At 70.8% G+C, this 24,765-nt stretch carries 21 protein-coding genes; 19 read left to right on the top strand and 2 right to left on the bottom strand.

All coding sequences use genetic code 11. The features are described 5' to 3' along the window. The first annotated feature begins 86 nt into the window (after positions 1-86). The 6 genes from ACFU5G_RS06990 (at position 87) to ACFU5G_RS07015 (ending at position 4,202) form a co-directional block, all read left to right on the top strand. Positions 87-347: a F0F1 ATP synthase subunit epsilon gene (locus ACFU5G_RS06990; protein ID WP_377242133.1), complete on the top strand. Its 261-nt coding sequence runs from the start codon at positions 87-89 to the stop codon at positions 345-347. Positions 348-359: 12 nt separating this feature from the next. Next, complete coding sequence (locus ACFU5G_RS06995; RefSeq protein WP_020017630.1) at positions 360-785, top strand: DUF2550 domain-containing protein; 426 nt, start codon at positions 360-362, stop codon at positions 783-785. After that, complete coding sequence (gene nucS, locus ACFU5G_RS07000) at positions 785-1,480, top strand: endonuclease NucS (RefSeq protein WP_377242135.1); 696 nt, start codon at positions 785-787, stop codon at positions 1,478-1,480. The genes ACFU5G_RS06995 and nucS overlap by 1 nt, the downstream gene beginning before the upstream one ends. A gap of 61 nt (positions 1,481-1,541) precedes the next feature. After that, positions 1,542-2,825, top strand: coding sequence for an N-acetylglucosamine-6-phosphate deacetylase (locus ACFU5G_RS07005; protein ID WP_377242137.1), 1,284 nt, complete (start codon positions 1,542-1,544; stop codon positions 2,823-2,825). A 24-nt stretch (positions 2,826-2,849) separates the two neighbouring features. Beyond that, positions 2,850-3,470 carry a DUF402 domain-containing protein gene (locus ACFU5G_RS07010; RefSeq protein ID WP_377242139.1) on the top strand — a complete coding sequence of 207 codons (621 nt, stop codon included), beginning with the start codon at positions 2,850-2,852 and terminating at the stop codon, positions 3,468-3,470. An 87-nt stretch (positions 3,471-3,557) separates the two neighbouring features. After that, entirely contained in the window at positions 3,558-4,202 is a 645-nt protein-coding gene (locus tag ACFU5G_RS07015; RefSeq protein ID WP_377242141.1) for a GNAT family N-acetyltransferase, read from the top strand. Here ACFU5G_RS07015 and ACFU5G_RS07020 read toward each other — a convergent pair. Next, positions 4,195-6,642 carry a glycoside hydrolase family 3 C-terminal domain-containing protein gene (locus tag ACFU5G_RS07020; protein ID WP_377242143.1) on the bottom strand — a complete coding sequence of 816 codons (2,448 nt, stop codon included), beginning with the start codon at positions 6,640-6,642 and terminating at the stop codon, positions 4,195-4,197. The genes ACFU5G_RS07015 and ACFU5G_RS07020 overlap by 8 nt on opposite strands. A gap of 256 nt (positions 6,643-6,898) precedes the next feature. Here ACFU5G_RS07020 and ACFU5G_RS07025 point away from each other — a divergent pair, with 256 nt between their 5' ends. Genes ACFU5G_RS07025 through ACFU5G_RS07035 form a run of 3 tightly spaced genes read left to right on the top strand, consistent with a single transcriptional unit; the run spans position 6,899 to position 10,520 of the window. Continuing rightward, entirely contained in the window at positions 6,899-8,551 is a 1,653-nt protein-coding gene (locus ACFU5G_RS07025; protein ID WP_377242145.1) for an extracellular solute-binding protein, read from the top strand. After that, positions 8,548-9,498, top strand: coding sequence for an ABC transporter permease (locus ACFU5G_RS07030; RefSeq protein WP_377242147.1), 951 nt, complete (start codon positions 8,548-8,550; stop codon positions 9,496-9,498). Before ACFU5G_RS07025 ends, ACFU5G_RS07030 begins: the two co-directional genes overlap by 4 nt. Further along, the gene (locus tag ACFU5G_RS07035; protein WP_377242149.1) at positions 9,495-10,520 is read left to right on the top strand and encodes a carbohydrate ABC transporter permease; all 1,026 of its coding nucleotides are present in this window, start codon (positions 9,495-9,497) and stop codon (positions 10,518-10,520) included. Before ACFU5G_RS07030 ends, ACFU5G_RS07035 begins: the two co-directional genes overlap by 4 nt. Before the next feature lie 20 nt (positions 10,521-10,540). Here the strand turns inward: ACFU5G_RS07035 and ACFU5G_RS07040 are convergent, their stop codons facing one another. Further along, positions 10,541-11,557, bottom strand: a complete 1,017-nt coding sequence (locus tag ACFU5G_RS07040) for a LacI family DNA-binding transcriptional regulator (protein ID WP_377242151.1) — start codon at positions 11,555-11,557, stop codon at positions 10,541-10,543. 235 nt (positions 11,558-11,792) lie between these two features. On the opposite strand from ACFU5G_RS07040, the gene ACFU5G_RS07045 reads away from it, so the two are divergent. From ACFU5G_RS07045 to nrdF, 10 genes are all read left to right on the top strand, one after another. Continuing rightward, positions 11,793-13,100, top strand: a complete 1,308-nt coding sequence (locus ACFU5G_RS07045; protein ID WP_377242153.1) for an ABC transporter substrate-binding protein — start codon at positions 11,793-11,795, stop codon at positions 13,098-13,100. Beyond that, positions 13,093-14,070: a carbohydrate ABC transporter permease gene (locus tag ACFU5G_RS07050; protein WP_377242155.1), complete on the top strand. Its 978-nt coding sequence runs from the start codon at positions 13,093-13,095 to the stop codon at positions 14,068-14,070. The genes ACFU5G_RS07045 and ACFU5G_RS07050 overlap by 8 nt, the downstream gene beginning before the upstream one ends. A 1-nt stretch (position 14,071) precedes the next feature. After that, a complete protein-coding gene (locus ACFU5G_RS07055; protein ID WP_377242157.1) occupies positions 14,072-14,956 on the top strand; it encodes a carbohydrate ABC transporter permease in 885 nt (294 codons plus the stop codon). A 46-nt stretch (positions 14,957-15,002) separates the two neighbouring features. Further along, entirely contained in the window at positions 15,003-17,279 is a 2,277-nt protein-coding gene (gene yicI, locus ACFU5G_RS07060) for an alpha-xylosidase (RefSeq protein ID WP_377242159.1), read from the top strand. Further along, positions 17,276-18,712 (top strand): GH1 family beta-glucosidase, encoded by a 1,437-nt coding sequence (locus tag ACFU5G_RS07065; RefSeq protein WP_377242162.1) that lies wholly within the window; start codon positions 17,276-17,278, stop codon positions 18,710-18,712. The genes yicI and ACFU5G_RS07065 overlap by 4 nt, the downstream gene beginning before the upstream one ends. Before the next feature lie 131 nt (positions 18,713-18,843). Next, the gene (locus ACFU5G_RS07070; protein WP_377242164.1) at positions 18,844-20,298 is read left to right on the top strand and encodes a serine hydrolase domain-containing protein; all 1,455 of its coding nucleotides are present in this window, start codon (positions 18,844-18,846) and stop codon (positions 20,296-20,298) included. Between the two features lie 448 nt (positions 20,299-20,746). Beyond that, positions 20,747-20,989, top strand: a complete 243-nt coding sequence (gene nrdH, locus ACFU5G_RS07075) for a glutaredoxin-like protein NrdH (RefSeq protein ID WP_020017613.1) — start codon at positions 20,747-20,749, stop codon at positions 20,987-20,989. 35 nt (positions 20,990-21,024) lie between these two features. Next, complete coding sequence (gene nrdI, locus ACFU5G_RS07080) at positions 21,025-21,459, top strand: class Ib ribonucleoside-diphosphate reductase assembly flavoprotein NrdI (protein ID WP_377242166.1); 435 nt, start codon at positions 21,025-21,027, stop codon at positions 21,457-21,459. 38 nt (positions 21,460-21,497) lie between these two features. After that, the gene (gene nrdE / locus ACFU5G_RS07085; protein WP_377242176.1) at positions 21,498-23,603 is read left to right on the top strand and encodes a class 1b ribonucleoside-diphosphate reductase subunit alpha; all 2,106 of its coding nucleotides are present in this window, start codon (positions 21,498-21,500) and stop codon (positions 23,601-23,603) included. Positions 23,604-23,671: 68 nt separating this feature from the next. Beyond that, positions 23,672-24,652 (top strand): class 1b ribonucleoside-diphosphate reductase subunit beta, encoded by a 981-nt coding sequence (gene nrdF / locus ACFU5G_RS07090; RefSeq protein ID WP_121387752.1) that lies wholly within the window; start codon positions 23,672-23,674, stop codon positions 24,650-24,652. The last annotated feature ends 113 nt before the right edge of the window (positions 24,653-24,765 follow it).

Below are 24,765 nucleotides of genomic sequence, written 5' to 3' on the forward strand. Positions count from 1 at the left end.
GTGCGTGATGCCGCCCCGCCGGACCCCTTAGACTCGGGCAACCCGGCAGGGGCGGCAGCACGCCCGCTACATCGGAAGGAGCTCTCGTGGCAGAGCTGAGCGTGGACCTCGTGTCCCTGGACCGCAAGGTCTGGAGCGGTGCGGCGACCCAGGTGAGCGCGCCGTCTGCGGACGGCCAGATCGGCATCCTGGCGAACCACACGCCGCTGCTGGCGGTGCTTCGCCCCGGCACGATCAAGGTGGAGACGACGTCGGGCCCGGCCGTGGAGGCTACGGTCACCGGCGGCTTCATGTCCGTGGACAACAACCTCGTCACCCTCGTGGTCGACGAGATCTCCCTGGTCTGAGGGAGAGCGCGCGTGCCCGGCGTCGTATGGATCGCGATAGCGGTACTGGGGGCGCTCGCGCTCGTGATCGCGGCCGGGATCTCCCGGTTGCGGACCCTCTCCCGGAGGGTCGGATCGTTTGACTGCAGTGCCCGGGCGACCGGAAACCCCGAGGGTTCCTGGACGCCGGGCATCGCGCAGTACGCGGTGGGCCGGATCGAGTGGTGGCGGTGCTGGTCGCTGTCACCCCGTCCGGCCCGCACGTGGTACCGGGAGCGGCTCACCGTCACGAGCCGCACCCCGCTGGACCCGGACGAGCGTGGTCAGGGCGACCACTACCTCGTCCAGTGCCGGTACGACGGGCTCGACTTCGAGCTCGACCTCGCTGCCGGTGACTACTTCGGCCTCGCCTCCTGGCTCGAGGCCGCCCCTCCCGGACGACAGGATCTGGTTCTCTGATGCGGCTGGTCGTGGCAGACTGCTCCGCCCTCTACACGGGCCGCCTGACCGCGATGCTCCCGCAGGCTACGCGGCTGCTCGTGGTCAAGGCTGACGGCAGCGTGCTCATCCACTCCGACGGCGGCTCGTACAAGCCGCTCAACTGGATGAGCCCCCCGTGCACCCTGGCGGTGCGCGAGCCCTCCGAGGAGGCCGCCGAGCGCGGCGTCACCGAGGTGTGGACCGTCCAGCACGCCAAGTCGGACGACCGGCTCGAGGTCGAGCTGTTCACCGTGCACAGCGACTCCAGCCACGACCTGGGCATCGACCCCGGCCTCGTGAAGGACGGCGTGGAGGCGCACCTGCAGGAGCTGCTCGCCGAGCAGATCGCGCTCCTGGGCGACGGCCACACGCTCGTGCGCCGCGAGTACCCCACGGCGATCGGCCCCGTGGACATCCTCGCGCGCGACGGCTCCGGCTCCACCGTCGCGGTGGAGATCAAGCGCCGCGGCGACATCGACGGCGTCGAGCAGCTCACGCGGTACCTGGAGCTGCTGAACCGCGACCCGCTGCTGGCCCCGGTCCGCGGCGTCTACGCGGCCCAGGAGATCAAGCCGCAGGCGCGGGTCCTGGCCAAGGACCGTGGCATCGCCACGCTCCTGCTGGACTACGACGCCATGCGCGGCGTCGACGACCCCACGACGCGCCTCTTCTAGCCCCCCGAGCCGGCCCGCCGCGGCCGGCCGAGCGGCCGAGCGCCGCCCGGCGGATGGCAGGATGTCGGGCATGAGCGAAGTGGTGGTCGTCCGTGGTCGGCTGGTCCTGGCATCCTCCGTGGTGGACGACGGCGTCGTGGTCGCCTCGGGCGGGCGGGTCGAGTTCGCCGGCTCCGTGGTCGACGCCCTGGAGGCCGGCCACGGCCCCGCCCTGGAGCAGGTGCCCCCGGCGCCCGGGACGTACGTGCTGCCGGGCCTCGTCGACCTGCACAACCACGGCGGGGGCGGCGCGTCGTTCCCCGACGTGACGACGGCCGCCGAGGCCCTGCCGGGCGTGCTGGAGCACCGCCGGCACGGCACGACCACCCTGGTGGCGTCGCTCGTGACGGCCCAGCCCGAGGTGCTGGTGCAGCGGGCGGCCGTGCTGGCCGAGCTCGCCGAGGCCGGCGAGATCGAGGGGCTGCACGCCGAGGGGCCGTTCCTGTCCTACCGCCGCCGCGGCGCCCACAACCCGGCTGACCTGCAAGAAGGCAGCGTCGAGCTGGTTCGCGACCTGGCCGCGGCCGCCCGCGGGTACCTGCGCACCATGACCGTCGCCCCCGAGGTGCCGGGCGTGACCGGGCCCGGCGGCGTCGCCGAGGCGCTGGTCGAGGCGGGCGTGCTGCCCTCCCTGGGCCACACCGACGGGACCACCGAGCAGGCCGAGGCGCTGATCGAGCAGGTCACCGCGGCGCTGGGCGCCGCGGCGGGCCCCACCGCCGGGCGCCGGCCGCTCGGCCCGATGACCGCCACCCACCTGTTCAACGGCATGCGCCCGCTGCACCACCGCCAGCCCGGGCCCATCGCGGCCTGCCTGGCGGCGGCGGCACGCGGCGACATGATCGTCGAGCTCGTCGGCGACGGCGTCCACCTCGACCCGGCCACGGTGCGCTCGGTGTTCGACATGGTCGGCGCGGACCAGGTGCTCCTGGTGACCGACGCGATGGCCGCGGCCGGCGTCGCCGACGGCAGCTACGAGCTGGGCCCGATGTCGGTGGTGGTGCACGAGGGTGTCGCCCGGATCGCGATGCCGCAGGCCGCGCCCGGCGCGCTCGAGGAGGAGGGGCCGATCGCCGGCGGCACCGCGCACCTGGTCGACGTGGTGCGGTGCGCGGTGCGCGGCGGCGTCCCGCTGGTCGACGCCGTGCGGTCCGCGACGGCGGTGCCGGCCCGAGTGCTGGGCCTGACCGGCGAGGTCGGCGCCCTGGTGCCCGGCGCGCGCGCCGACCTCCTGGTGACCGACGCCGACCTGCGGCCCCTGCGGGTGCTGCGCCACGGTGTCAACGTGGATGTCGCCGGGGCGTAACGCGCCGCTGTTAGCGTTCCGCGCATGACGTCTGAAGTTTTCCTGCCCGGCCAGACGGTGGTGCGCCGCGAGATCATGCGCGGCGAGCCCTGGATCGCGATCCCGCAGGTCTGCGTGCAGGACGACGGCGACCTGCTGGTCACCTACACGCCCGGCGGCACCCCGCTCGCCTACCCGGCCGCCGGCACGTTCCCGGTGGGGGAGCACCCGTGGAAGGCCGCCGGCAGCAGGCAGTGGCGCGGTCACGGCCGCCTCGAGCTGCACTGGACCGGGGTGGAGCACTCCATCTTCCTGTTCTGGGACGGCCCCGAGCGCGCGTTCCAGGGCTGGTACTTCAACCTCGAGGACGCGCCGCGCCGCACGCCGATGGGCTTCGACACGCTCGACCACGAGCTGGACGTCTGGTGGGCGGCCGACGCCGAGACCTACGAGTTCAAGGACGTCGTCGAGTTCGAGGAGACAGGCCCCGCCCGCTACCCCGGGCGCATGGCGCAGATCCGCGCGGAGGGCGCCCGGATCGCCGGCCTGCTCGACGCCGGGAAGATCTGGTGGGACAAGTCCTGGGCGGACTGGACGCCCGACGCCTCGTGGGAGCCCCGCGACGTGCCGCCCGGCTGGGAGAGCGTGGCGTTCGAGGCGCGCTGAGCGCCGCCGGGCGGGACACGCCGATCAGTCCGGCCGTACCGACCGAATTCCGGTGGCATACCTGGTTCTGGGCGCTACGGTCGGATCGTGCCCTCTTCCGTGCCGCCCGCCTCCGCCCCCAGACCCGACGCCGCGCCCGACGCCGTGCCCGCGCTCGCCACCCCGGTGCGGGCCTACCGGTCGGACCCCGGCTGGCCCGTGGTCACCGCGCGCCTCACGCTGCGCCCGGTCGCCCCGGACGACGCCGAGGCGTTCCTCGCCTGGCGCTCGAGCCCCGACGTCGTGCGGTACATGTACCAGCCGCCGTGGGACCGGGCCACGGCACGGACGAAGCTCCGCACGTGGTCCAGCGCCCCGTTCGAGGAGGCCGGCGACGTGCAGGTGCTCGCCGTCGAGTCGGACGGCGAGGTGGTCGGCGAGACGATGCTCAAGTGGGCGGCCGCGCCCCGGCAGGCCGAGGTCGGCTACGCCCTGCACCCCGACGTGAGCGGGCACGGCCTGGCCACCGAGGCGGTCCGGGCCACGCTCCGGCTCGCGTTCGAGTCCTACGGCTTCCACCGCGTGTTCGCGCGCATCGACGAGGAGAACCTCGGCTCGGTCCGCGTGGCCCAGCGCCTCGGCATGCGGCAGGAGGCCCGCCTGGTCGAGAGCGACGTGCGCGACGGCGTGTGGTCCACCGAGCTGGTCTTCGCGATCCTCGACCGGGAGTTCGCGGAGCGCGAGCTCAGCTGACGGCCAGCTCGGCCCGCACCCGCAGGTCCCCGGCGGACGGCCCGGACGCCACCGTGTACGTGCCGGGCTGCAGCACCATCGCGCCGTCGTGCCGGACGGCGAGGGCGCCCAGGTCCAGCGGGACCGGCACCTCGGCCGCCGCGCCCGGGGCGAGCCGCACCCGCGCGTACCCGAGTAGCTGCCGCCGGGCCGCGGGAACCGGCAGGTCGGGCGACAGGCCGTGCACGGCGACGAGCTCGTCCACCGGGCGCTCGCCGGTGTTGCGCACCGAGACGACGGCGCTGGTCCCGCCGTCCCTGTCCCCGCCGTCCCTGTCCCCGCCCGGGCCGGATCGGACCAGCCGCAGGCCCTCGTAGCCGACCGTGGTGTAGCCCAGCCCGTGCCCGAACCAGAACGCGGGCTCGGTCGCCAGGTGCCGGTAGGTGACGCCCTGGCGGGCCACGTCGTAGTCGAACAGGTCGCCGGCCTGTGCCTCGTCGGCCGGCCACGTCTGGGCGAGCCGGCCGTACGGCTCCGTGCCCCCGGACAGCACGTCCACCAGGCCGTTTCCGGCCTCCTGCCCGCCGTGCGCCGCCCAGACGAGCGCGCCCCGCGGCCCGTCGAGCACGCCCGGCCCCAGCACGTACGGGTACGACGACGTCACCACCAGCACCGCCGCCGGGCACGCCTCGCGCGCCACCCGCCAGAGCTCCGCCATCGGTTCCGGCAGCGCGAGCGACGTCCGGTCCTCGGTCTCGCGCCCGCCCAGGTGCGGGTCGTTGCCGACGGCCACGAGCACCACGTCCGCGGCGGCCGCGACGCGTGCGACCTCGGCCTGCCCCGAGGCGACGGTGCGCCACGCGAACCGCTCGGCGTCCGCGAGCCGCGTGGCCTCGGCCACCAGCAGCCCCGACCCGAGCTGCACCCGCAGCCACCGCCCGCTCGCGACGTGCAGCAGCGACCACGTGCCGTCCGCGTGGTGGTGCCGGCGGAACGACTCCTGCACCACCCAGCCGCCGACCCGCTCGGCGTCGGCCGCAAGGATCCAGCCGGCGCCCGTCAGGAGCCGCCCCGAGGCGACCGAGCGGAGGGTGAGGACCCCGTCGCCCCAGTCGGTCACGTCGAGGTGGGCCGCCGCACCGGCGTCGGCGGCCGAGACCGTCACCCCGCCCTCGGCGTCGATGCTCACGTACCGGCCCGACGACGTCGCCCGCAGCGCCACCCGGTCCGCGCCGTCGGCGACGTCCACGACGGCGTCGGGGTAGCGGTCCGCGACGGCGCGCGCGAGCGAGACGGCGTAGGGCGGGGTGCCGGAGTACCAGTCGGTGAGCACCCGGTCGGCCAGCGGTCCGACGACGGCGACGCGCCCCGGCGCACCCAGCGGCAGCGTCCCGTCGTTGCGCAGCAGCACCACGGACTTCGCCGCCGCCTCGCGCGCCAGGACGCGGTGCTCCGGCAGGTCGATCGCGTCGGGCCCGATGCCCGCGTACGGGTCGGCGGCGCCGTCCAGCTCGCCCGTGCGCAGGCGCAGCTCCAGCAGGCGCAGTGCCGCGGTGTCGACGTCGTCCTGCGTCAGCAGGCCGGCCGCCAGCGCCTCGCGCAGCCGGTCCAGCGTGACCGACGGGTCGGTGTCGTTGTCGGTGAAGGAGTCCAGGCCCGCGCGCACGGCCGCCGCGTGCGCCCGCGCGTGGGAGGCGTACGCCCGCTGGATCGTGACCAGGAAGGTGGGCGCGCCGGCGTCCGAGACGACGGCCACCGAACCGGGCGCCCAGGAGCGCAGCTCGGCCAGCAGGTCGCCCGACGTGTGCGCGGGAACCCCGTTGACCAGGTTGTACGACGGCATCACGGCGCCGGCGACCCCCGCCTCGATCGGTCCGCGGAAGGCCGGCAGCTCGTACTCGTGCAGCGTCCGCTCGGACAGGTTGGACGACGTCGCCGAGCGGTCCGTCTCGTTGCCGTACCCGAGGAAGTGCTTGAGGGCCGGGACGGTCTTCCAGACCGTCGGGTGGTCCCCGCGCAGCCCGGCGCAGTACGCCGTCGCGAGGTGGGAGACGAGTCGCGGTTCCTCGGCGTACCCCTCCTCGCCGCGGCCCCAGGCGGGGTGCCGCAGCGGGTTCACGACGGGCGCCCAGACGTTCAGGGAGACGGCCGGGTCCGCGGCGTGCTTGGCCCGCAGCTCGGTGGCGACGAGGTCGCCGAGCCGGCGGAGCAGGTCGGCGTCCCAGGTGGCACCCAGCCCGACCGGCTGCGGTAGCACGGTGGCGCGGCCGAGCCACGCGACGCCGTGCAGCGCCTCGGCGCCGGTGTGGAAGGCCGCGAGGCCGAGCCGCTCGATCGCGGGCTGGTGCTGGTGCAGCAGGCTCAGCCGCTCGTCGGGGGTGAGGCGGTCCAGCAGGTCGCGGGCCCGGTCGGCCAGGCCGGCGGCGGGGTCGCGGAACAGGGGCTGCGTCTGGTTCGGCACGTCGTCGTGCTCCCTCTGGCGTCGGGTCGGGCTTGCGGCGCAGGGCTTGCGGCGTCGGGTCGAAGAGTAGGCCAAACCCTCGAAACGGTTCAATGATCAATTGCCCAATTGGGGCGAATCATTGCCTCATGTTCAAGGTTTGCCCTACTGTTCTGGCAGCGATGTAGGTCGAAGCGCTTCGACGTTGAACCGCGTGATCCGCCATCGTGTCCGGGCACACAGACGTGCCGCGCTGTCCACAAAGGAGTGAAGAGCCATGACAGCACCCCACCTGACCGGCGGGCTCAGCCGCCGGTCGTTCCTCGGCTTCCTCGCGGTCGGCGCCGGCGTCGTCGGCGTCCCGTCCCTGCTCACCGCCTGCACCACCGGCGGGGCGGGTCCCGCGCAGGGCGGCGCCACCGTGAGCTCGGGCGTGCTGCCCACCTATGTGCCGGTCGAGTACGTGAAGCCGGACTTCCCGTCCGTCAACGGCTCCACCGCCGGCTACGCCTCGATCCCCGACGAGCTGGTCACGGCCTTCGAGACGGCGCCCGGGTCGGGCGGCACGTACACGGCGATGACACCCCTGTGGAGCGCCATCCCGAAGACGTCCGGCAACCCGTACTTCGACGCGGTGAGCGAGGCGATGGGCACCACCGTCGAGTTCCAGATCTCCGACGGCAACACCTACGGCGACAAGCTCGCTGCCGTGCTCGCCTCGGCGAAGGACGTGCCCGACTGGGTCTGCGTGCCCACCTGGAACTTCCCGCCGCGGTTCGCCCAGGCCGTCGACGCCCTCTTCGAGGACCTCACGCCGTACCTGTCCGGCGACAACGTCAAGAAGTACAAGAACCTCGCCAACATCCCCACGGACGCCTGGCGCTTCGGCGTCTTCAACGACAAGCTCTACGGCCTGCCGTTCCCGGGCGAGCTGGTCCACCTCGCGACGTTCTACCGGGCCGACATCCTCGCGGAGCTCGGCATCACCGAGCAGCCCAAGGACGCCGACGAGTTCATCGAGCTCGCCAAGGAGCTGACCGACCCGGCCAAGAAGCGCTGGGGCTCGGCCGACCAGTGGATCACGGCGAACATGATGTTCGCGGTGCCCCCGGAGAAGGGCTGGAAGCTGGCCGACGACGGCTCGCTGGTCCACCGCGTCGAGTCCGAGGAGTACCGCGCCGCGCTGGACTGGCAGGCGCGGCTGTACAAGTCGGGCGCGGTGCACCCGACGGCCGTGGCCGACAAGCCCGAGGAGATGAAGCCCCTCTTCGAGTCGGGGGAGATCCTCATCGTGAACGACGGCGTGGGCGGCTGGCACGAGTCCCTGGGCCGGGTGCTGCCGAGCAACCCGGACTTCGACCCGCGGCCGTTCGCCCCGTTCGCCCACGACGGCGGTACGCCGCGGGTCTGGAAGGGCGCCCCGGCGGACATGTTCTCGTTCCTGAAGAAGCGGGACGACAAGGCGCAGATCGAGGAGCTGCTGGCGGCCGCGGACTTCCTCGCCTCGCCGTTCGGCACCACGGAGTTCCAGCTCGTCAACTTCGGCGTCGAGGGCGAGCACTACGACATCGACGGCGACGGCCTGCCACAGGCGACCGACGCCGCGGCCGACGACGTGGCGCCGTCGTACATCTTCCTGGTGGACCCGCCCAAGGTGAACGCGCAGGTGCAGTACGACGGCTACGTCGAGGCCTACTGCACGTGGATGGCGGACGCCTCCCAGTACGTGGAGGAGCCCCTTTTCTACGGCAAGCAGATCACGGAGCCTGCCCAGTTCGCGTCCCTCGGCACGCCGTTCGTGGACCTCGAGAAGGACATCGCGCGCGGGCGCAAGTCCCTGGCGGACCTCGACGAGGCCGTGGCGACGTGGACCAGCTCCGGCGGTGAGGAGCTGCGGGCGTTCTACCAGGGCATCCTGGACGAGCAGTGACCGCCACGAGCTCACCGAGCGCCCCGCCCCGGCGCAGGATCCCCTGGACCGTCCGGGCGCGGCGCGACCGCTCGCTGCTGATCATGGTGGCCCCGGCCGTCCTGCTGCTGGCCGTGTTCGCCTACGTGCCCATGCTCGGCAACGTGGTGGCCTGGCAGGACTACTCGCCGTACGTCGGCATCCGCGAGAGCCCGTTCATCGGGTGGGCCAACTTCGCGCGCGTGCTGACCAACCCGCTGTTCCTCGACGCCGTGACGAACACGCTGGTCATCACCGCGTTCCAGCTCGTGTTCTTCTTCCCGGTGCCGATCGTGCTCGCGCTGCTCCTGAACAGCGTGCTGTCCCCGGGGCTGCGCACGACCATCCAGTCGATCGTGTACCTGCCGCACTTCTTCTCCTGGGTGATCGTCGTGACGATCTTCCAGCAGATCTTCGGCGGGGCCGGGATGGTGGCGACCCGGCTGCGGGAGGCGGGGTACTCGGGCTTCGACCTGATGACCAACCCCGACACGTTCCTGCTGCTCATCACCGCGCAGTCGGTCTGGAAGGACGCCGGCTGGGGCATCATCATCTTCCTCGCGGCGCTCGCGACCGTCGACCCGCAGCTCTACGAGGCCTCGGTGGTCGACGGCGCGGGCCGGTGGCGGCGGATGTGGCACGTCACGCTCCCGGCGCTGCGCCCGGTGATCGTCCTGCTCCTGATCCTGCGGCTGGGCGACGCGCTCACGGTCGGGTTCGAGCAGCTCATCCTCCAGCGCGGCGCCGTCGGGACCGACGTCGCGGAGGTGCTCGACACGTTCGTCTACTACCAGGGCGTCGTCAACGGCGACTGGGCCTTCGCGGCTGCCGCGGGGCTCATCAAGGGCCTGGTCTCGCTCGCCCTGGTGCTCGGGGCCAACAAGCTCGCCCACCTCGTGGGCGAGGCGGGGGTGTATCAGCGCGCATGAGTGCCGACATCGAGAACGAGACCGGGACGACGACGCGGCCGGCGCCGCCGTCACCGGCGACACCCGCGGCGGACCGGCCGCGACAGCCCGCGCGCGGTCCGAGCCGGTACCGCGCCCTGCTGCGCGGCCGGAACCGCCCGGTCTGGGAGGAGGACCCCAACCCGCTGGGGCTCGTGGTCAAGGGGGTGGCGCTGCTGCTCATCGTGGCCACGGTCGTCTACCCCCTGTACACGGTGGTGCTGACGAGCCTGTCCACGCAGGCCGACATCACCCGGTCCGGCGGCCTGGTCACGGTGCCGGGCGGCCTGACGTTCGCGGCCTACGAGCAGATCCTGTCCGGCGGGATCGTCACGCGGGCCACGATCGTGAGCATCGGCATCACCGTGGTCGGCACGGTGCTGTCGACCACGGTGTCCGTGCTGGGGGCGTACGGCCTGAGCCGGCCGGGCTCCTTCGCCCACCGGCCGCTGCTGTTCGTCTTCCTCATCACCATGTTCTTCGGTGCGGGGATGATCCCGACGTACCTGCTGGTGAGCAACCTGGGGCTGATCGACAGCTACTGGTCGCTCATCCTGCCGGGCGCCGTGAGCGCGTTCAACGTGCTCATCCTGCGGGCGTTCTTCATGGGGATCGACCGGTCCATCACGGACGCGGCGCGGATCGACGGCGCCGGGGACTGGCGCATCCTTGGGCAGATCGTGCTGCCCATGTCGAAGGCCGTCGTGGCGGTGGTCGCGCTGTTCTACGGCGTCGGCTACTGGAACGCGTTCTTCAACGCGATGCTCTACATCAACGACAACGCCAAGTGGCCGCTGCAGCTCGTGCTGCGGTCCTACGTGCTGCAGGGCGTGACGCTGCCAGGCAGCGGCGTGGGCCAGGTCGACGTCGCCGACGGCGCCGTGACCGGGCTGCCGGTGAAGATGGCCGTGATGGTGCTGGCGATCGTGCCGATCCTGGTCGTCTACCCGCTGGTGCAGCGGCACTTCACGAAGGGCGTGATCTTCGGGGCCATCAAGGGATGAGCGGCGGCCCGCTCCCGCCGTCAGCCGACGTCGGCGGCGGGGCCGGGCGCCGAGCTGTCCCGCTCGGTCAGCACGGGGGCGAGCAGCCTCGTCTCGGACGGCTGCTCGCCCTCGAGGCGCGCCATCACCATGTCCACGGCCACCTTGCCGATGTCCTCGGCGGGCAGGTCGATGCTGGTCATCGGGATGCGCTGGGACAGCGCCACGTCCCTCGGGCAGACCGCCACCACCGACATGTCGGTGCCCACCACAAGGCCGCGCTCGGCGAGCCGGGCCAGCACGTGGGGGAGAGCGCCCTCGTTGTGCACCACGATGCCCGTGGTGTCCGGGGCGGTCGAGAGCAGCGCGTCCACGGCGGTCGCGGCGCCCGCCGGCGACGAGTCGCAGGCTTCCACCTTGACCGTCACACCCGAGCTGCGGGCCTGGTCGCGCAGGCCCCGCATCATCCGCTCGGCGTACGACGTGTGCCGCCGCAGCACCTCGGGCGGCGAGCCGATGAGCGCGACGTCGGAGTGCCCGGCCTGCGCGAGGTGCCGCACGGCGAGCCGGCCCGCGGCCTCGAAGTCGAGGTCCACGCAGCTCAGGCCCTCCGGGTCCTGCGGCAGGCCGATGAGCACGGTGGGCTGCTTGGCGGCGGCCACCAGGGGCACGCGCGGGTCGTCGGCCTCGATGTCCATCATGACCAGGGCGTCCACCATCGAGCCGCCGGTCACGCGGTCCAGGCCGCTCACGTCGTCCTGGGTGAGCAGCAGCACGTCGTGGTCGAAGTCCCGCGCCCGGGTGACGACGCCGGCCACGAACTGCATGATGACCGGCACGCTCACGCCCACGCGCAGCGGCGCCATGAGCGCTATGACGTTGGTCCGGGAGGAAGCGAGCGCCCGCGCGCCGGCGTGCGGCCGGTAGCCGAGCTTCTCGATCGCGCGCTCGACCCGGGCCCGGGTCGGCGCGGAGATGGGCCGCTTGCCGGACAGCACGTACGACACGGTCGAGGTCGAGACCCCCGCCGTCCTCGCGACGTCGTCGATCGTAGCCACGGTGCTCCATTCGAGTCGGTACCGGTCATCTGCCCGGGTGAAGTGTCCTGGTCCCGGTGCAGGTCGTGCGCGGTGCCGGGCACACCAGTGTGCCGCATGTAGGGGAAGCGCTTCGACAAAAGAGTAGCCCCTCTTGCCGAAGATGGCACTGGACATACGCAAGAGCCTGGGTTTAGCGTGTTGAAACGCTTCGACGATCCGGACGCGGGAGTCCGGACGCGACCAAGGAGATGCGATGAGGCACAAGCGGACGATGACAGTCGTGGCAGCCGCGATGGCGGGCGCCATGGCGCTGGCCGGCTGCACCGGCCAGAGCGGCGCCGGCGGTGGCGACACCGACGACAGCACGCTCACGATCTGGCACTACGAGAACGAGGACTCGGCGATGGGCAAGGCCTGGGCCAAGGCCATCGAGATCTTCGAGGAGGAGAACCCCGACGTCACGGTCGACGTCGAGAAGCAGACGTTCGAGCAGATCCAGAAGAACGCCAAGATCGTGCTCACGGGCGACGACGTGCCCGACGTCATGGAGTTCAACAAGGGCAACGCGACCGCGGGCCAGCTCGCGGCGCAGGGCCTGCTCGCCCCGCTGACCGACGCCGCCACCGAGCGCGGCTGGGACGAGAAGCTGTCCGGCTCGCTCGCGACCACGGCCACCTACGACGAGCAGGGCCTGATGGGCTCCGGCGAGTGGTACGGGGTGCCGAACTACGGCGAGTTCGTGGGCGTCTACTACAACAAGGAGATGCTCGCCGACCTCGGGCTGGAGGTGCCGACCACCCTCGACGAGTTCGAGGACGTGCTGGCGGCCTTCAAGAAGGAGGGCATCACGCCCCTGGCCGAGGCCGGCGCCGAGTACCCGCTGGGCCAGCTCTGGTACGAGCTCGTCCTCGCCTACGGCGACCGCGCCCTGGTGGACGACTACCAGCTCTTCGCGAACGACGTCGACTTCCACAACGACGCCATGACCCAGGCCACGGAGAAGCTCGACGAGTGGATCGACAAGGGCTACATCGCCTCCGACTCCGCGGCCCTGACCGCCGAGGACATGGGCGTCTCGTTCATCGACGGCACCTACCCGCTCATGGTCAGCGGCTCCTGGTGGTTCGGCCGCCTCGCCGCCGAGACCGAGGCCGACTGGGGCCAGTTCAACTTCCCCGGCAACACGCTGCACACCGGCTCGTCCGGCAACCTCTGGGTGGTCCCGGCCAACGCCGACTCCCCGAGCCTGGCCGAGGAGTTCATCGACATCACCCTGCGCCCCGAGGTGCAGAACGTCCTGGCCACCGAGGGCGGCCTGCCCGTGGCCGGCGACCCCTCCGTGATCGAGGACCAGCGCACCCGTGAGCTGACCGAGAACTTCCAGGCGATCCTGGACCAGGACGGCCTCGCGTACTACCCCGACTGGCCCGTGGCCGGCTACTACGACGTGATCGTCAGCGAGCTGCAGTCCCTGGTCAACCGGTCCAAGACGCCGGACGAGGTGCTCGACGGGCTGCAGAGCTCGTACGACGAGGGCAAGGCCGACCTGCTCGATGGCTGACACCGCCCTGACCGAACGGCGCTCGCGGGCGGACACCCGCCCGCGCGCGCCGCGCGGGACGCGCCGTCGTCGGCCGCAGTGGGTGGGGTACCTGCCCTACCTGCTGCCCGGCGCGGTCGCGTTCGGCGTCGTGATCGGTTACCCGCTGCTGACCAACGTGTACTTCAGCCTGTTCAAGTGGCGCGGCGGCATGGCGCCGCTGCGCTGGAACGGGCTGGGCAACTACGTGGACCTGCTGGGCGACGACAAGTTCTGGACGTCGTTCGGCAACTCGCTCGCGATGATCGTCGCGATGGTGCTCGTGCCCACGCTGCTGGGCCTGGTCCTCGCGGCGGTGCTCTTCGACTACCTCGGTCGGCGGTTCGGCGAGCGCGTCTCGTCGGTGCTGCGCGCCACGTACTACCTGCCGCAGATCCTGCCCGTCGCCGTGGCGGGCGTGCTGTGGAACTGGATCCTGAACTCCCAGACCGGCGCCCTGAACGTGATCCTGCGCGGGCTCGGCGTCGAGACGCCGCCGAACTGGCTGGGTGACCCGAGCACGGCGCTGCCCTCGGTGATGCTCGTGCTCATCTGGGTGCAGATGGGCTACCCCGTGGTCATCTTCATGGCGGCCCTGCAGCGCGTGGACCCGGAGCTCTACGAGGCGGCCGAGCTGGACGGCGCCGGCTGGTGGGACCGGTTCCGGGCCATCACCGTGCCCCAGATCCGCCCCGAGACCTTCGTGGTGACGCTGACCTGCACCGTCGCGGCCCTGAAGGTGTTCGGGCCCATCTACGTGCTCACGCGCGGAGGGCCCGAGAGCTCGACCCTCGTGCCGAGCTACTACTCGTACCTGAACTTCTTCGACAAGTCCCAGGTCGGCTACGGGTCCGCGATCGCCACCGTGCTCACGCTCGTGATCGTGGCCGTGGCACTGATCATCCTCGGCCTGCAGAACCGGGCCGAACGACGTGAGAGGGAGGGGATCTGACATGGCCGTCGCGACCGACCCGCGGCCCGCGCAGCTGCGGGCCACCGCCGTCGACTCCCGGTACCGCCGGGGCGCCGGCCGCTGGCTCGTCCTGGCCGCCGCGGTCCTCGTGGGGCTCGCGGTGCTCGCACCGTTCGGGATCATGCTGCTCAACGCCTTCAAGTCGCCGCAGGACTACGCGGCGAACGGGCCGCTGTCCCTGCCGTCGTCGCTCTACCTGGACGGCGTGGTCGCCTTCTGGGAGCGCACCGACTTCCCGGTCAAGCTCTGGAACTCGGTGTTCATCTCGGCCCTCGTGGCCGTGGGCGGCGCGCTGCTGTCGCTGCTGAACGCGTACGCGATCGGCATCGGCCGGGTGAAGGGGCGGCTGTGGATCATCGCGCTGTTCCTGCTCGCGAACATGCTGCCGCAGGAGGCGCTGATCTACCCGCTGTTCACCATGGCGCAGTCCGTGGGCCTGTCGAACTCGCAGTGGTCGGTGATCATCATCTTCACCGTCATCCAGTCGGCGTTCGGCACCTACCTGCTCTCCTCGGTGCTCGGCACGTTCCCGCCCGCGCTGCTGGAGGCGGCCGCGCTGGACGGCGCGAGCCGCTGGCGCATCCTCTGGCAGGTCGTGTTCCCGATCGTGCGGCCCACGCTCTCGGTGCTGATGATCTTCTTCTTCATCTGGACCTGGAACGAGTTCTTCATCCCGCTGGTCATGCTCACCAGCAACGACACCCAGACCATCCCCATCGCCCTCGCGTCCCTGCAGGGCGACCGGATGATGGACGCGCCCACGATCAACGCGGGCTCGCTCGTGTCGCTGGTGCCGGCCGTCATCTTCTTCCTGATCTTCCAGCGCACCCTGACCCGGGGCGTGACCGCCGGGGCGGTCAAGTGACCCCGTCCCACCACCCGGCCATCCAGAGACGAGTGAGGCCCCACGCATGAGATTCACCGACGGCTACTGGCAGCTGCGCCCCGGCGTCGAGGTGCTCCGCCCCCGCGACATCGACTCGGTCGAGGCGGGCGACGAGACGCTGACCGTGTACGCGCCCACCGCGCCGATCACCAAGCGCGGCGACACCCTGAACCGCCCGCTCGTGACCGTCACGTTCGACGCCCCGGCCGACGACGTCATCGGCGTCCGCATCGAGCACCACCAGGGCCGCCGCGACCCCGGGCCGCACTTCGCGGTCAACCGGGAGCCGGGCGTGGTCAAGGTCGTGACCCCCGCAGCTCCGGGCGAGGGCGCTGCCGAGCTCACCTCGGGCGGCCTCACGGCCCGGGTGTCCACCGACGGCGAGTGGCAGGTCGACTTCGTGGCGGGCGGCGAGGTGCTCACCACGTCGTCGGCCCGGAGCGTGGGGCTGGCCAGCACGCCCGAGGGCGACTTCGTCCACGAGCAGCTCGGGCTCTCCGTGGGCGAGCACGTCTACGGGCTGGGCGAGCGGTTCGGCGCGTTCGTGAAGAACGGCCAGAGCGTCGACGTCTGGAACGAGGACGGCGGCACCGCGAGCGAGCAGGCCTACAAGAACGTGCCGTTCTACCTGACCGACCGCGGCTACGGCGTGTTCGTGGCCCACCCGGAGAAGGTCTCGTTCGAGGTGGGTTCCGAGGTGGTCAGCCGCACGCAGTTCTCCGTGCCGGGGCAGACGCTCCAGTACTACGTGATCCACGGGCCCACGCCGGCCGAGATCCTGCGCCGGTACACGGCCCTGACGGGGCGGCCCGCCGTCGTCCCCGCCTGGTCGTACGGGCTGTGGCTGTCCACGTCGTTCACCACGGACTACTCCGAGTCCACGGTCATGGGCTTCGTCGACGGCATGGCCGAGCGGGACATCCCGCTGTCGGTCTTCCACTTCGACTGCTTCTGGATGCGGCAGTTCCACTGGTGCGACTTCGTGTGGGACCCGGCCACGTTCCCGGACCCCGAGGGCATGCTGGAGCGGCTGCACGACCGCGGCCTGAAGGTCTGCGTCTGGATCAACCCGTACATCGCCCAGCGCTCCCACCTGTTCAAGGAGGGCGCGGAGAAGGGCTACCTGGTCACCACGGCCGACGGCGACGTCTGGCAGTGGGACAAGTGGCAGGCCGGCATGGCGCTGGTCGACTTCACCAACCCCGAGGCCGCCGCCTGGTACCAGGACAAGCTGCGCGTGCTGCTGGACCAGGGCGTGGACTGCTTCAAGACCGACTTCGGGGAGCGCATCCCCACCGACGTCGTCTGGCACGACGGGTCCGACCCGCAGCGCATGCACAACTTCTACGCCTCGCTCTACAACAAGACGGTCTTCGACCTGCTGGAGCAGGAGCGGGGCACGGGCGAGGCCGTGCTGTTCGCCCGGTCCGCCACGGCGGGCACCCAGGCGTTCCCGGTGCACTGGGGCGGCGACTGCGAGTCGACGTTCGTGTCCATGGCGGAGTCCCTGCGCGGCGGCCTGTCGCTGTCGCTGTCCGGGTTCGGCTACTGGAGCCACGACATCGGCGGGTTCGAGGGGACGCCCGACCCGGCCGTCTTCAAGCGGTGGACGGCGTTCGGCCTGCTGTCCTCGCACTCGCGCCTGCACGGGTCGAGCTCGTACCGCGTCCCGTGGGCGTTCGACGACGAGGCCGTCGACGTCACGCGCAAGTTCACCCGGCTGAAGATGCGGCTCATGCCGTACCTCGGCGGGGCCGGTGCCGAGGCCGCCGGGGCGGGGCTTCCCGTGATGCGGCCGATGGTGCTGGAGTTCCCGGCCGACCGGACCGCCGCCACCGTGGACACGCAGTACATGCTGGGGTCGTCGCTGCTGGTCGCGCCCGTGTTCGGGGAGTCCCGCGCGGAGTACTACCTGCCGGAGGGGGAGTGGACCCGCCTGCCCGACGTCGCCGCGCCGGGCCTGGCCGGGACCGTCACCGGGTCGCGGTGGGTCACCGAGGAGCACGGCTTCGACACCCTGCCCGTGCTCGTGCGGCCCGGCACCGTGCTGCCGGTCGGGGCGCGCGACGACCGGCCGGACTACGCCTGGGCCGAGGGCGTGACGTTACGCTGCACCCGTCTGCCCGAAGGGTTCGACGAAGAGATCCTGGTCCCCGGTGGCACCGGCGCCCCGGCGACGTTCCGTGTGCGGTACGAGTCCGGCGTCGTGCACGTGACCAGTGCTGACGCTCCTGGCGAATGGAGCGTCGAGAACGATGGCAAGACCGTTCGGGCCACCGGCCCGGGAGAGGTGGCACTGTGAGTGCACGGAAGTTCCCCACTGATTTCCTCTGGGGATCGGCGACCGCGTCGTACCAGATCGAGGGAGGCGCGACCGAGGGCGGGCGCGGCCCGTCCATCTGGGACACGTTCTCGCACACGCCGGGCCGGACGCTGAACGGCGACACGGGTGACGTCGCCGACGACCACTTCCACCGGTGGCAGGAGGACGTCGAGCACATCAAGAACCTGGGCCTGGGCGCCTACCGGTTCTCGATCGCGTGGCCGCGGGTGCAGCCGGGCGGCTCCGGCGAGTTCAACGCCGAGGGCATCCAGTTCTACTCGGACCTCGTGGACGGCCTGATCGCCGCGGGCGTCAAGCCCGTCGTCACGCTCTACCACTGGGACCTCCCGCAGGAGCTGGAGGACGCCGGCGGCTGGACCAACCGCGAGACGGCGTACGCCTTCGCGAAGTACGCGCGGCGGATGGCCGAGGAGCTCGGCGACCGCATCGACGTCTGGACCACGCTCAACGAGCCGTGGTGCACGGCGTACCTGGGCTACGGCTCCGGCGTGCACGCCCCGGGCCGCACCGAGTCCCTGGCCGCGCTGCAGGCGGTGCACCACCTCAACCTGGCGCACGGCCTCGCCGTGCAGCAGATCCGCGAGGTGCTGGGCGACGCCGCCAAGACGTCGATCACGCTGAACCTGCACGTGTTCCGGCCGGACGACCCGTCGTCCGCGGTGGACCAGGGCGCCGTCCGCAAGGTCGACGCGCTGGCCAACCGGGCCTTCCTCGGGCCGGTCCTGGACGGTGCCTACCCCGCGGACCTGCTCGAGAACACCGCCTCGGTGACCGACTGGTCGTTCGTGCACGACGGCGACCTGGAGATCACGAAGCAGCCGCTCGACGTACTGGGCGTCAACTACTACTCGACCGCGCGCGTGCGGCACTTCTCCGGCGAGGGGGAGCGGCAGCAGGCCGACGGCCACAAGGACTCCGCGGGCACCCCGTGGATCGCCGCCGACGACGTCGAGTTCCTGCCGCAGCCCGGCCCCTACACGGCCATGGGCTGGAACATCGAGCCGGCCGGCCTCACGGACCTGCTGGTCTCGCTGCGCGAGACCTACCCGGACCAGCCGCTCATGGTCACGGAGAACGGCGCGGCGTTCGCCGACACTGTCGTGATCGAGGACGGCGTGGCCCGCGTGCACGACGTCGAGCGCGTCTCCTACCTGCACGACCACGTCGAGGCCGTGGGGCTCGCCCACGACCAGGGCGTGGACGTGCGCGGATACTTCGCGTGGTCGCTGCTCGACAACTTCGAGTGGGCCTACGGGTACGACCGCCGGTTCGGCATCATCCGCGTGGACTACGACACGCTGGAGCGCACGTGGAAGGACTCGGCCCACTGGTACCGCCGCCTGGCCACGACGAACGAGCTGCCTGGTGTGGACGAGGTGTCCCCGTCCTAACCCGCTTGTGATCGAGGGAACGTAGGGATCGTCGGTGCATGCGCCCGTATGCGCCGACGATCCCTACGTTCGTACCTGACGAGCGCGGGCACCTGCCGTGACGGTAGCCGGGGCGGTATACCTTTCTGCGCATGAACGAGCTCGGTGACGTCCTGACCGGCCTGCTGGAGCGGACCCGTGCGGCCCGCCGCGTGCCAGCCCTCTCCGCGGCCGTGGGCCGCGGCGGCGAGGTGGTGTGGGCCCGCGTGGCCGCCGCCCCGTGGACCGCCGGGACGACGGCGGGTGGCGCGCCGGCGGATGGTTCGCCGGCGGGTGGCCCGACGGCGGAGCACGCCTTCCGCATCGGGTCGATCACCAAGCCGATGATCGCCGTGGCCGTGCTGCGGCTCGTCTCCGAGGGCCTCGTGGCGCTCGCGGACCCGATCGGGCGGCACCTGCCGGACGCCCCGGCCCCGGACGCCACGATCCGGCACCTGCTGACGCACACGAGCGGCCTGCAGGCCGAGTTCCCCGGCCCGTGGTGGGAGCGGCACGGCGGGCCGACCTGGGACGAGCTGGCTGCCTCCGGCGTCGAGCAGCTCTGGGACCCGGGCGAGCAGTACCACTACAGCAACCCCGGGTTCGCGGTGCTGGGCCGACTGGTCGAGGTGGTCCGCGGGGGCTCGTGGGACAAGGTGCTGCGCGCCGAGCTGTGGGAGCCGCTGGGCATGACCGCCACCGGCCGGGCGCCCGTTGGCCCCCACGTCGACGGCTACGCCGTGCACCCGGACGACGACCTGGTCCACCACGAGCCCGTCCCCGACTACCGCGCGGCGGGCCCGGCTGGCGAGGTGTGGTCCACGCCGTCGGACCTGGTGCGGTTCGGGATGTGGCTGGTCGGCCGCGAGGCGGACCGGGACGCCGGCGAGGTCGTGCTCCCGCTGGAGCTGCGCCGGCAGCTGGCGGTGCCGCGCGTGGTGGTGGACGACGCCGGGCCCGCCGGCGGCCCGTGGGCCACCGCGCACGGCCTCGGGGTGCGCGTGCGCCAGGACGGCGCGGTCCGCACGGTCGGGCACGGCGGCTCCGTGCCTGGGTTCACCGCCGACCTGCGGGCGGACGTCACGACGGGCGACGTGGTCGCCGTGTGCGGCTCGTCCACGGCCGGGTTCGGCGACGGCACGGTCCTGCTGGCGGCGTTCCAGGGCCACGGGGTGCCCGCGGCGGGGTCGGCGCCCGACGAACCCCGTCCGACGCCGCAGCCGGGGTCGGACGGGCTCGCCGGTACCTGGTACTGGGGGCCGGTCCCGTTCGACGTGCGCGTCGACGCGGCGGGGCGGGTCGACCTGCGGTCCCGGAACAGCGGTGGCCGCGGCACGCTCTTCGACGTGGTCCGCGGCGAGGTCGACGGCGAGCACCGTGGCGAGCTCCGCGGCGTCGACGGCGGGTACTGGCTGGGGGAGCGGCTGCGGGTGGTCGAGGCGGGCGGCGCGCCCGTCGCGCTGGACGTCGGCACGTTCCACCTCACGCGGGCCCCGTACGATCCCGGCACCGCCGTGCCCGGCGGCGTCGACGGGGCAGGCTGGCACCGTCCCGGGCCGGTCGGGTAGGCGCGCCGGCGGGTGCGGACCGGGCCGCCGTACGTGGGTTGGCGGGAGGTATTCCCGAGGGCGGATGTCCGGCGTGTGGCGAGCCCGACAAACTCCGCCTGCGGTGACACGCCGAAGGTGCGCGACACGCCGTGGACTCAGATATTTTTCGGGTCCCGGGAGGCCGTCGTGGTGCCCTTTCGGGCCGTCCCGGCGGCCCCGCCGACGGCGCCTCGCGAACCCGTGCGCGCGGCCTACCAGGCGGTGTCAGAGGCTCGTGGCAGCATGGTCCATGAGCGTCACGAGCGTTTGCGGCGTAGTGCCTACCACGTCCCGAACCACTACATGTCGTGACCGAGCGAGTGTCAGACCCTAGGTGTAGTGTTTGCTGCAGCGGGAGACGCAGACCCGCGAACAAAGCACACCGACGTAAGTTCACGGGTGTTCTTCGAGGTCAGAGGAGGCGGACATGAGCGTCACGGTCTACAGCAAGCCGGCATGCGTGCAGTGCGACGCGACGTACCGGGCACTGGATCGCAAGGGTGTCGAGTACACGGTCGTCGACATCACGCAGGACGCCGAGGCGCTGGAGATGGTCCGCGGCCTCGGTTACCTCCAGGCACCGGTCGTGGTGGCCGGTGACACCCACTGGTCGGGCTTTCGCCCCGACCAGATCAGCGCGGTCGCCGCGCTCCAGGCCGCTTCGGCCTGACCTGCACCACAGCTACGTCGGCAAGGAGGCGTGACGTGGGCTCTCTCGTCTACTTCTCCAGCGTGTCCGAGAACACGCACAGGTTCGTCGAGAAGCTCGCTCTCGAAGAGCTGGGGATGTCCGTGCACCGGATCCCGCTCCGCCCGGCCGACGGTTTCCTGCACGTGGACGAGCCCTACGTCCTCATGGCCCCCACCTACGGTGGCGGCAACGAGGGCGGGGCCGTCCCGCGGCAGGTGAGGAAGTTCCTCAACGACGAACACAACCGGTCGCTCATCCGCGGCGTCATCGCCGCGGGTAACACCAACTTCGGGGCTGCGTACTGCATTACCGGAGACATCATCGCCGCAAAGTGTGATGTCCCGTACCTGTATGCCTTCGAGCTCCTCGGAACTGCGCAGGACGTCACGCGCGTCCGCAACGGATTGGGACGATTTTGGCAGCAACAACCACTGAGCCTCTCGGCTTGACCGAAGGCCTGAGCGAGATCCCCCTGGAGTCTCTCCAGATGGACTACCACTCGCTCAACGCCATGCTGAACCTGTACGGGCCGGACGGGAAGATCCAGTTCGAGAAGGACCGCGAGGCGGCCCGCCAGTACTTCCTGCAGCACGTGAACCCGAACACCGTCGAGTTCGACACCCTCGAGGCGAAGCTCGAGCACCTCGTCGAGGCCAAGTACTACGACCCGACCGTGCTCGCCAAGTACTCGGGCGCGTTCGTCAAGGAGCTGTTCCAGCTCGCCTACTCGAAGAAGTTCCGCTTCGAGACGTTCCTCGGCGCCTTCAAGTACTACACGTCGTACACGCTCAAGACGTTCGACGGCAAGAAGTACCTGGAGCGCTTCGAGGACCGCGTCGCCATGGTCGCGCTCGGCCTGGCCGACGGCGTGGAGCAGACGGCCCGCGACATCGTCGAAGAGGTCATCTCCGGCAGGTTCCAGCCGGCGACGCCGACCTTCCTCAACGTCGGCAAGGCGCAGCGCGGCGAGCCCGTGTCCTGCTTCCTGCTGCGCATCGAGGACAACATGGAGTCCATCGCGCGCGGCATCAACTCCGCGCTGCAGCTCTCCAAGCGTGGTGGCGGCGTGGCCCTGCTCCTGAGCAACATCCGCGAGCACGGCGCGCCCATCAAGCACATCGAGAACCAGTCCTCGGGCGTCATCCCCGTGATGAAGCTCCTGGAGGACTCCTTCTCCTACGCGAACCAGCTCGGTGCGCGCCAGGGCGCCGGTGCTGTGTACCTGCACGCGCACCACCCCGACATCATGCGGTTCCTCGACACCAAGCGGGAGAACGCGGACGAGAAGATCCGCATCAAGACCCTCTCGCTCGGTGTGGTCATCCCGGACATCACGTTCGAGCTGGCCAAGAAGAACGCCGACATGCACCTCTTCAGCCCGTACGACGTCGAGCGGGTCTACGGCAAGCCGTTCGCCGACATCTCCATCTCGGAGAAGTACGACGAGCTCGTGGCCGACGACCGCATCCGGAAGACGACGATCAGCGCGCGCGACTTCTTCCAGACGCTCGCCGAGCTGCAGTTCGAGTCGGGCTACCCGTACATCATGTTCGAGGACACGGTGAACAAGGCGAACCCGATCAAGGGCCGCATCACCCACTCGAACCTGTGCTCCGAGATCCTGCAGGTCTCCACGCCGTCGACGTTCAACGAGGACCTCTCGTACGACGAGGTCGGCCGGGACATCTCCTGCAACCTGGGCTCGCTGAACATCGCCAAGGCGATGGACTCCCCGAACTTCGGCCGCACGATCGACACCGCAATCCGTGCGCTGACCGCGGTCAGCGACCAGACGTCGATCGAGTCCGTCCCGTCGATCAAGCTGGCCAACGAGCGGGGCCACGCGATCGGCCTGGGCCAGATGAACCTGCACGGCTACCTCGCCCGTGAGCGCATCTACTACGGCTCCGAAGAGGGCATCGACTTCACGAACATCTACTTCTACACCGTGGCCTACCACGCGATCGCGGCGTCCAACCGCCTGTCGATCGAGCGCAAGCAGAAGTTCGGCGGGTTCGAGGACTCGAAGTACGCCACGGGCGAGTACTTCGACAAGTACGTCGAGCAGGAGTGGAAGCCGGCCACGGAGCGCGTCGCCCGCCTGTTCGCCGACGCCGAGGTGTCGATCCCGACGCAGGACGACTGGCGCGAGCTCAAGGCCTCGGTCATGGAGCACGGCCTGTACAACCAGAACCTCCAGGCCGTCCCGCCCACGGGTTCGATCAGCTACATCAACAACTCGACGTCGTCGATCCACCCGGTGCCGGCCAAGGTCGAGATCCGCAAGGAAGGCAAGCTCGGCCGCGTCTACTACCCGGCGCCGTACATGACGAACGACAACCTGGACTACTACCAGGACGCGTACGAGATCGGCTACGAGAAGATCATCGACACGTACGCCGCGGCGACGCAGCACGTGGACCAGGGCCTCTCGCTGACCCTGTTCTTCCCGGACACCGTGACCACGCGCGACGTCAACAAGGCGCAGATCTACGCGTGGCGCAAGGGCATCAAGACCCTCTACTACATCCGCCTGCGCCAGATGGCACTGGAGGGTACGGAGGTCGAGAACTGCGTCAGCTGCATGCTGTGACAGCAGCACGCTGACCGGTCCGCACCGCCAGGCTCACCCGTACCACCGTCGCCCCTGAAGGAACTCCCATGTCGCCAACTGGCAAGCTCAAGCTCATCGATCGCGTGACGGCGATCAACTGGAACCGCCTCGAGGACGAGAAGGACCTCGAGGTCTGGGACCGCCTGGTCGGTAACTTCTGGCTGCCCGAGAAGGTCCCGGTGTCCAACGACATCCAGTCGTGGAACACGCTCTCGGAGCACGAGAAGACCATGACGTCGCGGGTGTTCACCGGTCTGACCCTCCTGGACACGATCCAGGGCACGGTCGGCGCGGTGTCGCTGATCCCGGACGCGCTCACCCCGCACGAGGAGGCGGTGTACACCAACATCGCCTTCATGGAGAGCGTGCACGCGAAGAGCTACTCCTCGATCTTCTCCACGCTGCTGTCCACGCCGGAGATCGACGCCGCCTTCGAGTGGTCCGAGAGCAACGAGCACCTGCAGAAGAAGGCGGAGATCGTCCTCGACTACTACCGGGGCGACGACCCGCTGAAGCGCAAGGTCGCCTCGACGATGCTCGAGTCGTTCCTGTTCTACTCCGGCTTCTACGCGCCGATGTACTGGTCCTCGCGGGCGAAGCTCACGAACACGGCCGACCTGATCCGCCTCATCATCCGCGACGAGGCAGTGCACGGGTACTACATCGGCTACAAGTACCAGAAGGGCCTCGCGAAGCTCACGCAGCCCGAGCAGGACGACCTGAAGGCGTACACGTTCGACCTGCTCTTCGAGCTGTACGAGAACGAGGTCGAGTACACCGACTCGCTCTACGGTGAGCTGGGGCTGACCGAGGACGTCAAGAAGTTCCTCCGGTACAACGGCAACAAGGCCCTGATGAACCTGGGCTACGAGGCGTTGTTCCCCAAGGAGGACACCGACGTCAACCCCGCGATCCTCGCGGCGCTGTCGCCGAACGCGGACGAGAACCACGACTTCTTCTCGGGGTCGGGATCGTCGTACGTGATCGGCAAGGCAGTGGAGACCGAGGACGACGACTGGGACTTCTGAGTCCCCAGCCGTACCTGGTGAGCGACAGCTGACGCAGAGGCCCGGAACCGCAGATCGTGGGGTTGAGGGGGGGTGGTAGGGCGGGGTGGGTGGTGCGGGGCCAGTAACCGGAC

It is taken from the genome of Promicromonospora sp. NPDC057488 (genome assembly GCF_042802395.1).
Lineage (GTDB): Bacteria > Actinomycetota > Actinomycetes > Actinomycetales > Cellulomonadaceae > Promicromonospora.

What these genes read in the sequence shown, in the direction of transcription:
- nucS (WP_377242135.1), top strand. Translation starts at nt 785, where the DNA reads ATGCGGCTGGTCGTGGCAGACTGCTCCGCCCTCTACACGGGCCGCCTG.
- ACFU5G_RS07005 (WP_377242137.1), top strand. Translation starts at nt 1,542, where the DNA reads ATGTCGGGCATGAGCGAAGTGGTGGTCGTCCGTGGTCGGCTGGTCCTG.
- ACFU5G_RS07010 (WP_377242139.1), top strand. Translation starts at nt 2,850, where the DNA reads ATGACGTCTGAAGTTTTCCTGCCCGGCCAGACGGTGGTGCGCCGCGAG.
- ACFU5G_RS07025 (WP_377242145.1), top strand. Translation starts at nt 6,899, where the DNA reads ATGACAGCACCCCACCTGACCGGCGGGCTCAGCCGCCGGTCGTTCCTC.
- ACFU5G_RS07035 (WP_377242149.1), top strand. Translation starts at nt 9,495, where the DNA reads ATGAGTGCCGACATCGAGAACGAGACCGGGACGACGACGCGGCCGGCG.
- ACFU5G_RS07045 (WP_377242153.1), top strand. Translation starts at nt 11,793, where the DNA reads ATGAGGCACAAGCGGACGATGACAGTCGTGGCAGCCGCGATGGCGGGC.
- ACFU5G_RS07050 (WP_377242155.1), top strand. Translation starts at nt 13,093, where the DNA reads ATGGCTGACACCGCCCTGACCGAACGGCGCTCGCGGGCGGACACCCGC.
- ACFU5G_RS07055 (WP_377242157.1), top strand. Translation starts at nt 14,072, where the DNA reads ATGGCCGTCGCGACCGACCCGCGGCCCGCGCAGCTGCGGGCCACCGCC.
- yicI (WP_377242159.1), top strand. Translation starts at nt 15,003, where the DNA reads ATGAGATTCACCGACGGCTACTGGCAGCTGCGCCCCGGCGTCGAGGTG.
- ACFU5G_RS07070 (WP_377242164.1), top strand. Translation starts at nt 18,844, where the DNA reads ATGAACGAGCTCGGTGACGTCCTGACCGGCCTGCTGGAGCGGACCCGT.
- nrdH (WP_020017613.1), top strand. Translation starts at nt 20,747, where the DNA reads ATGAGCGTCACGGTCTACAGCAAGCCGGCATGCGTGCAGTGCGACGCG.
- nrdE (WP_377242176.1), top strand. Translation starts at nt 21,498, where the DNA reads ATGGACTACCACTCGCTCAACGCCATGCTGAACCTGTACGGGCCGGAC.
- nrdF (WP_121387752.1), top strand. Translation starts at nt 23,672, where the DNA reads ATGTCGCCAACTGGCAAGCTCAAGCTCATCGATCGCGTGACGGCGATC.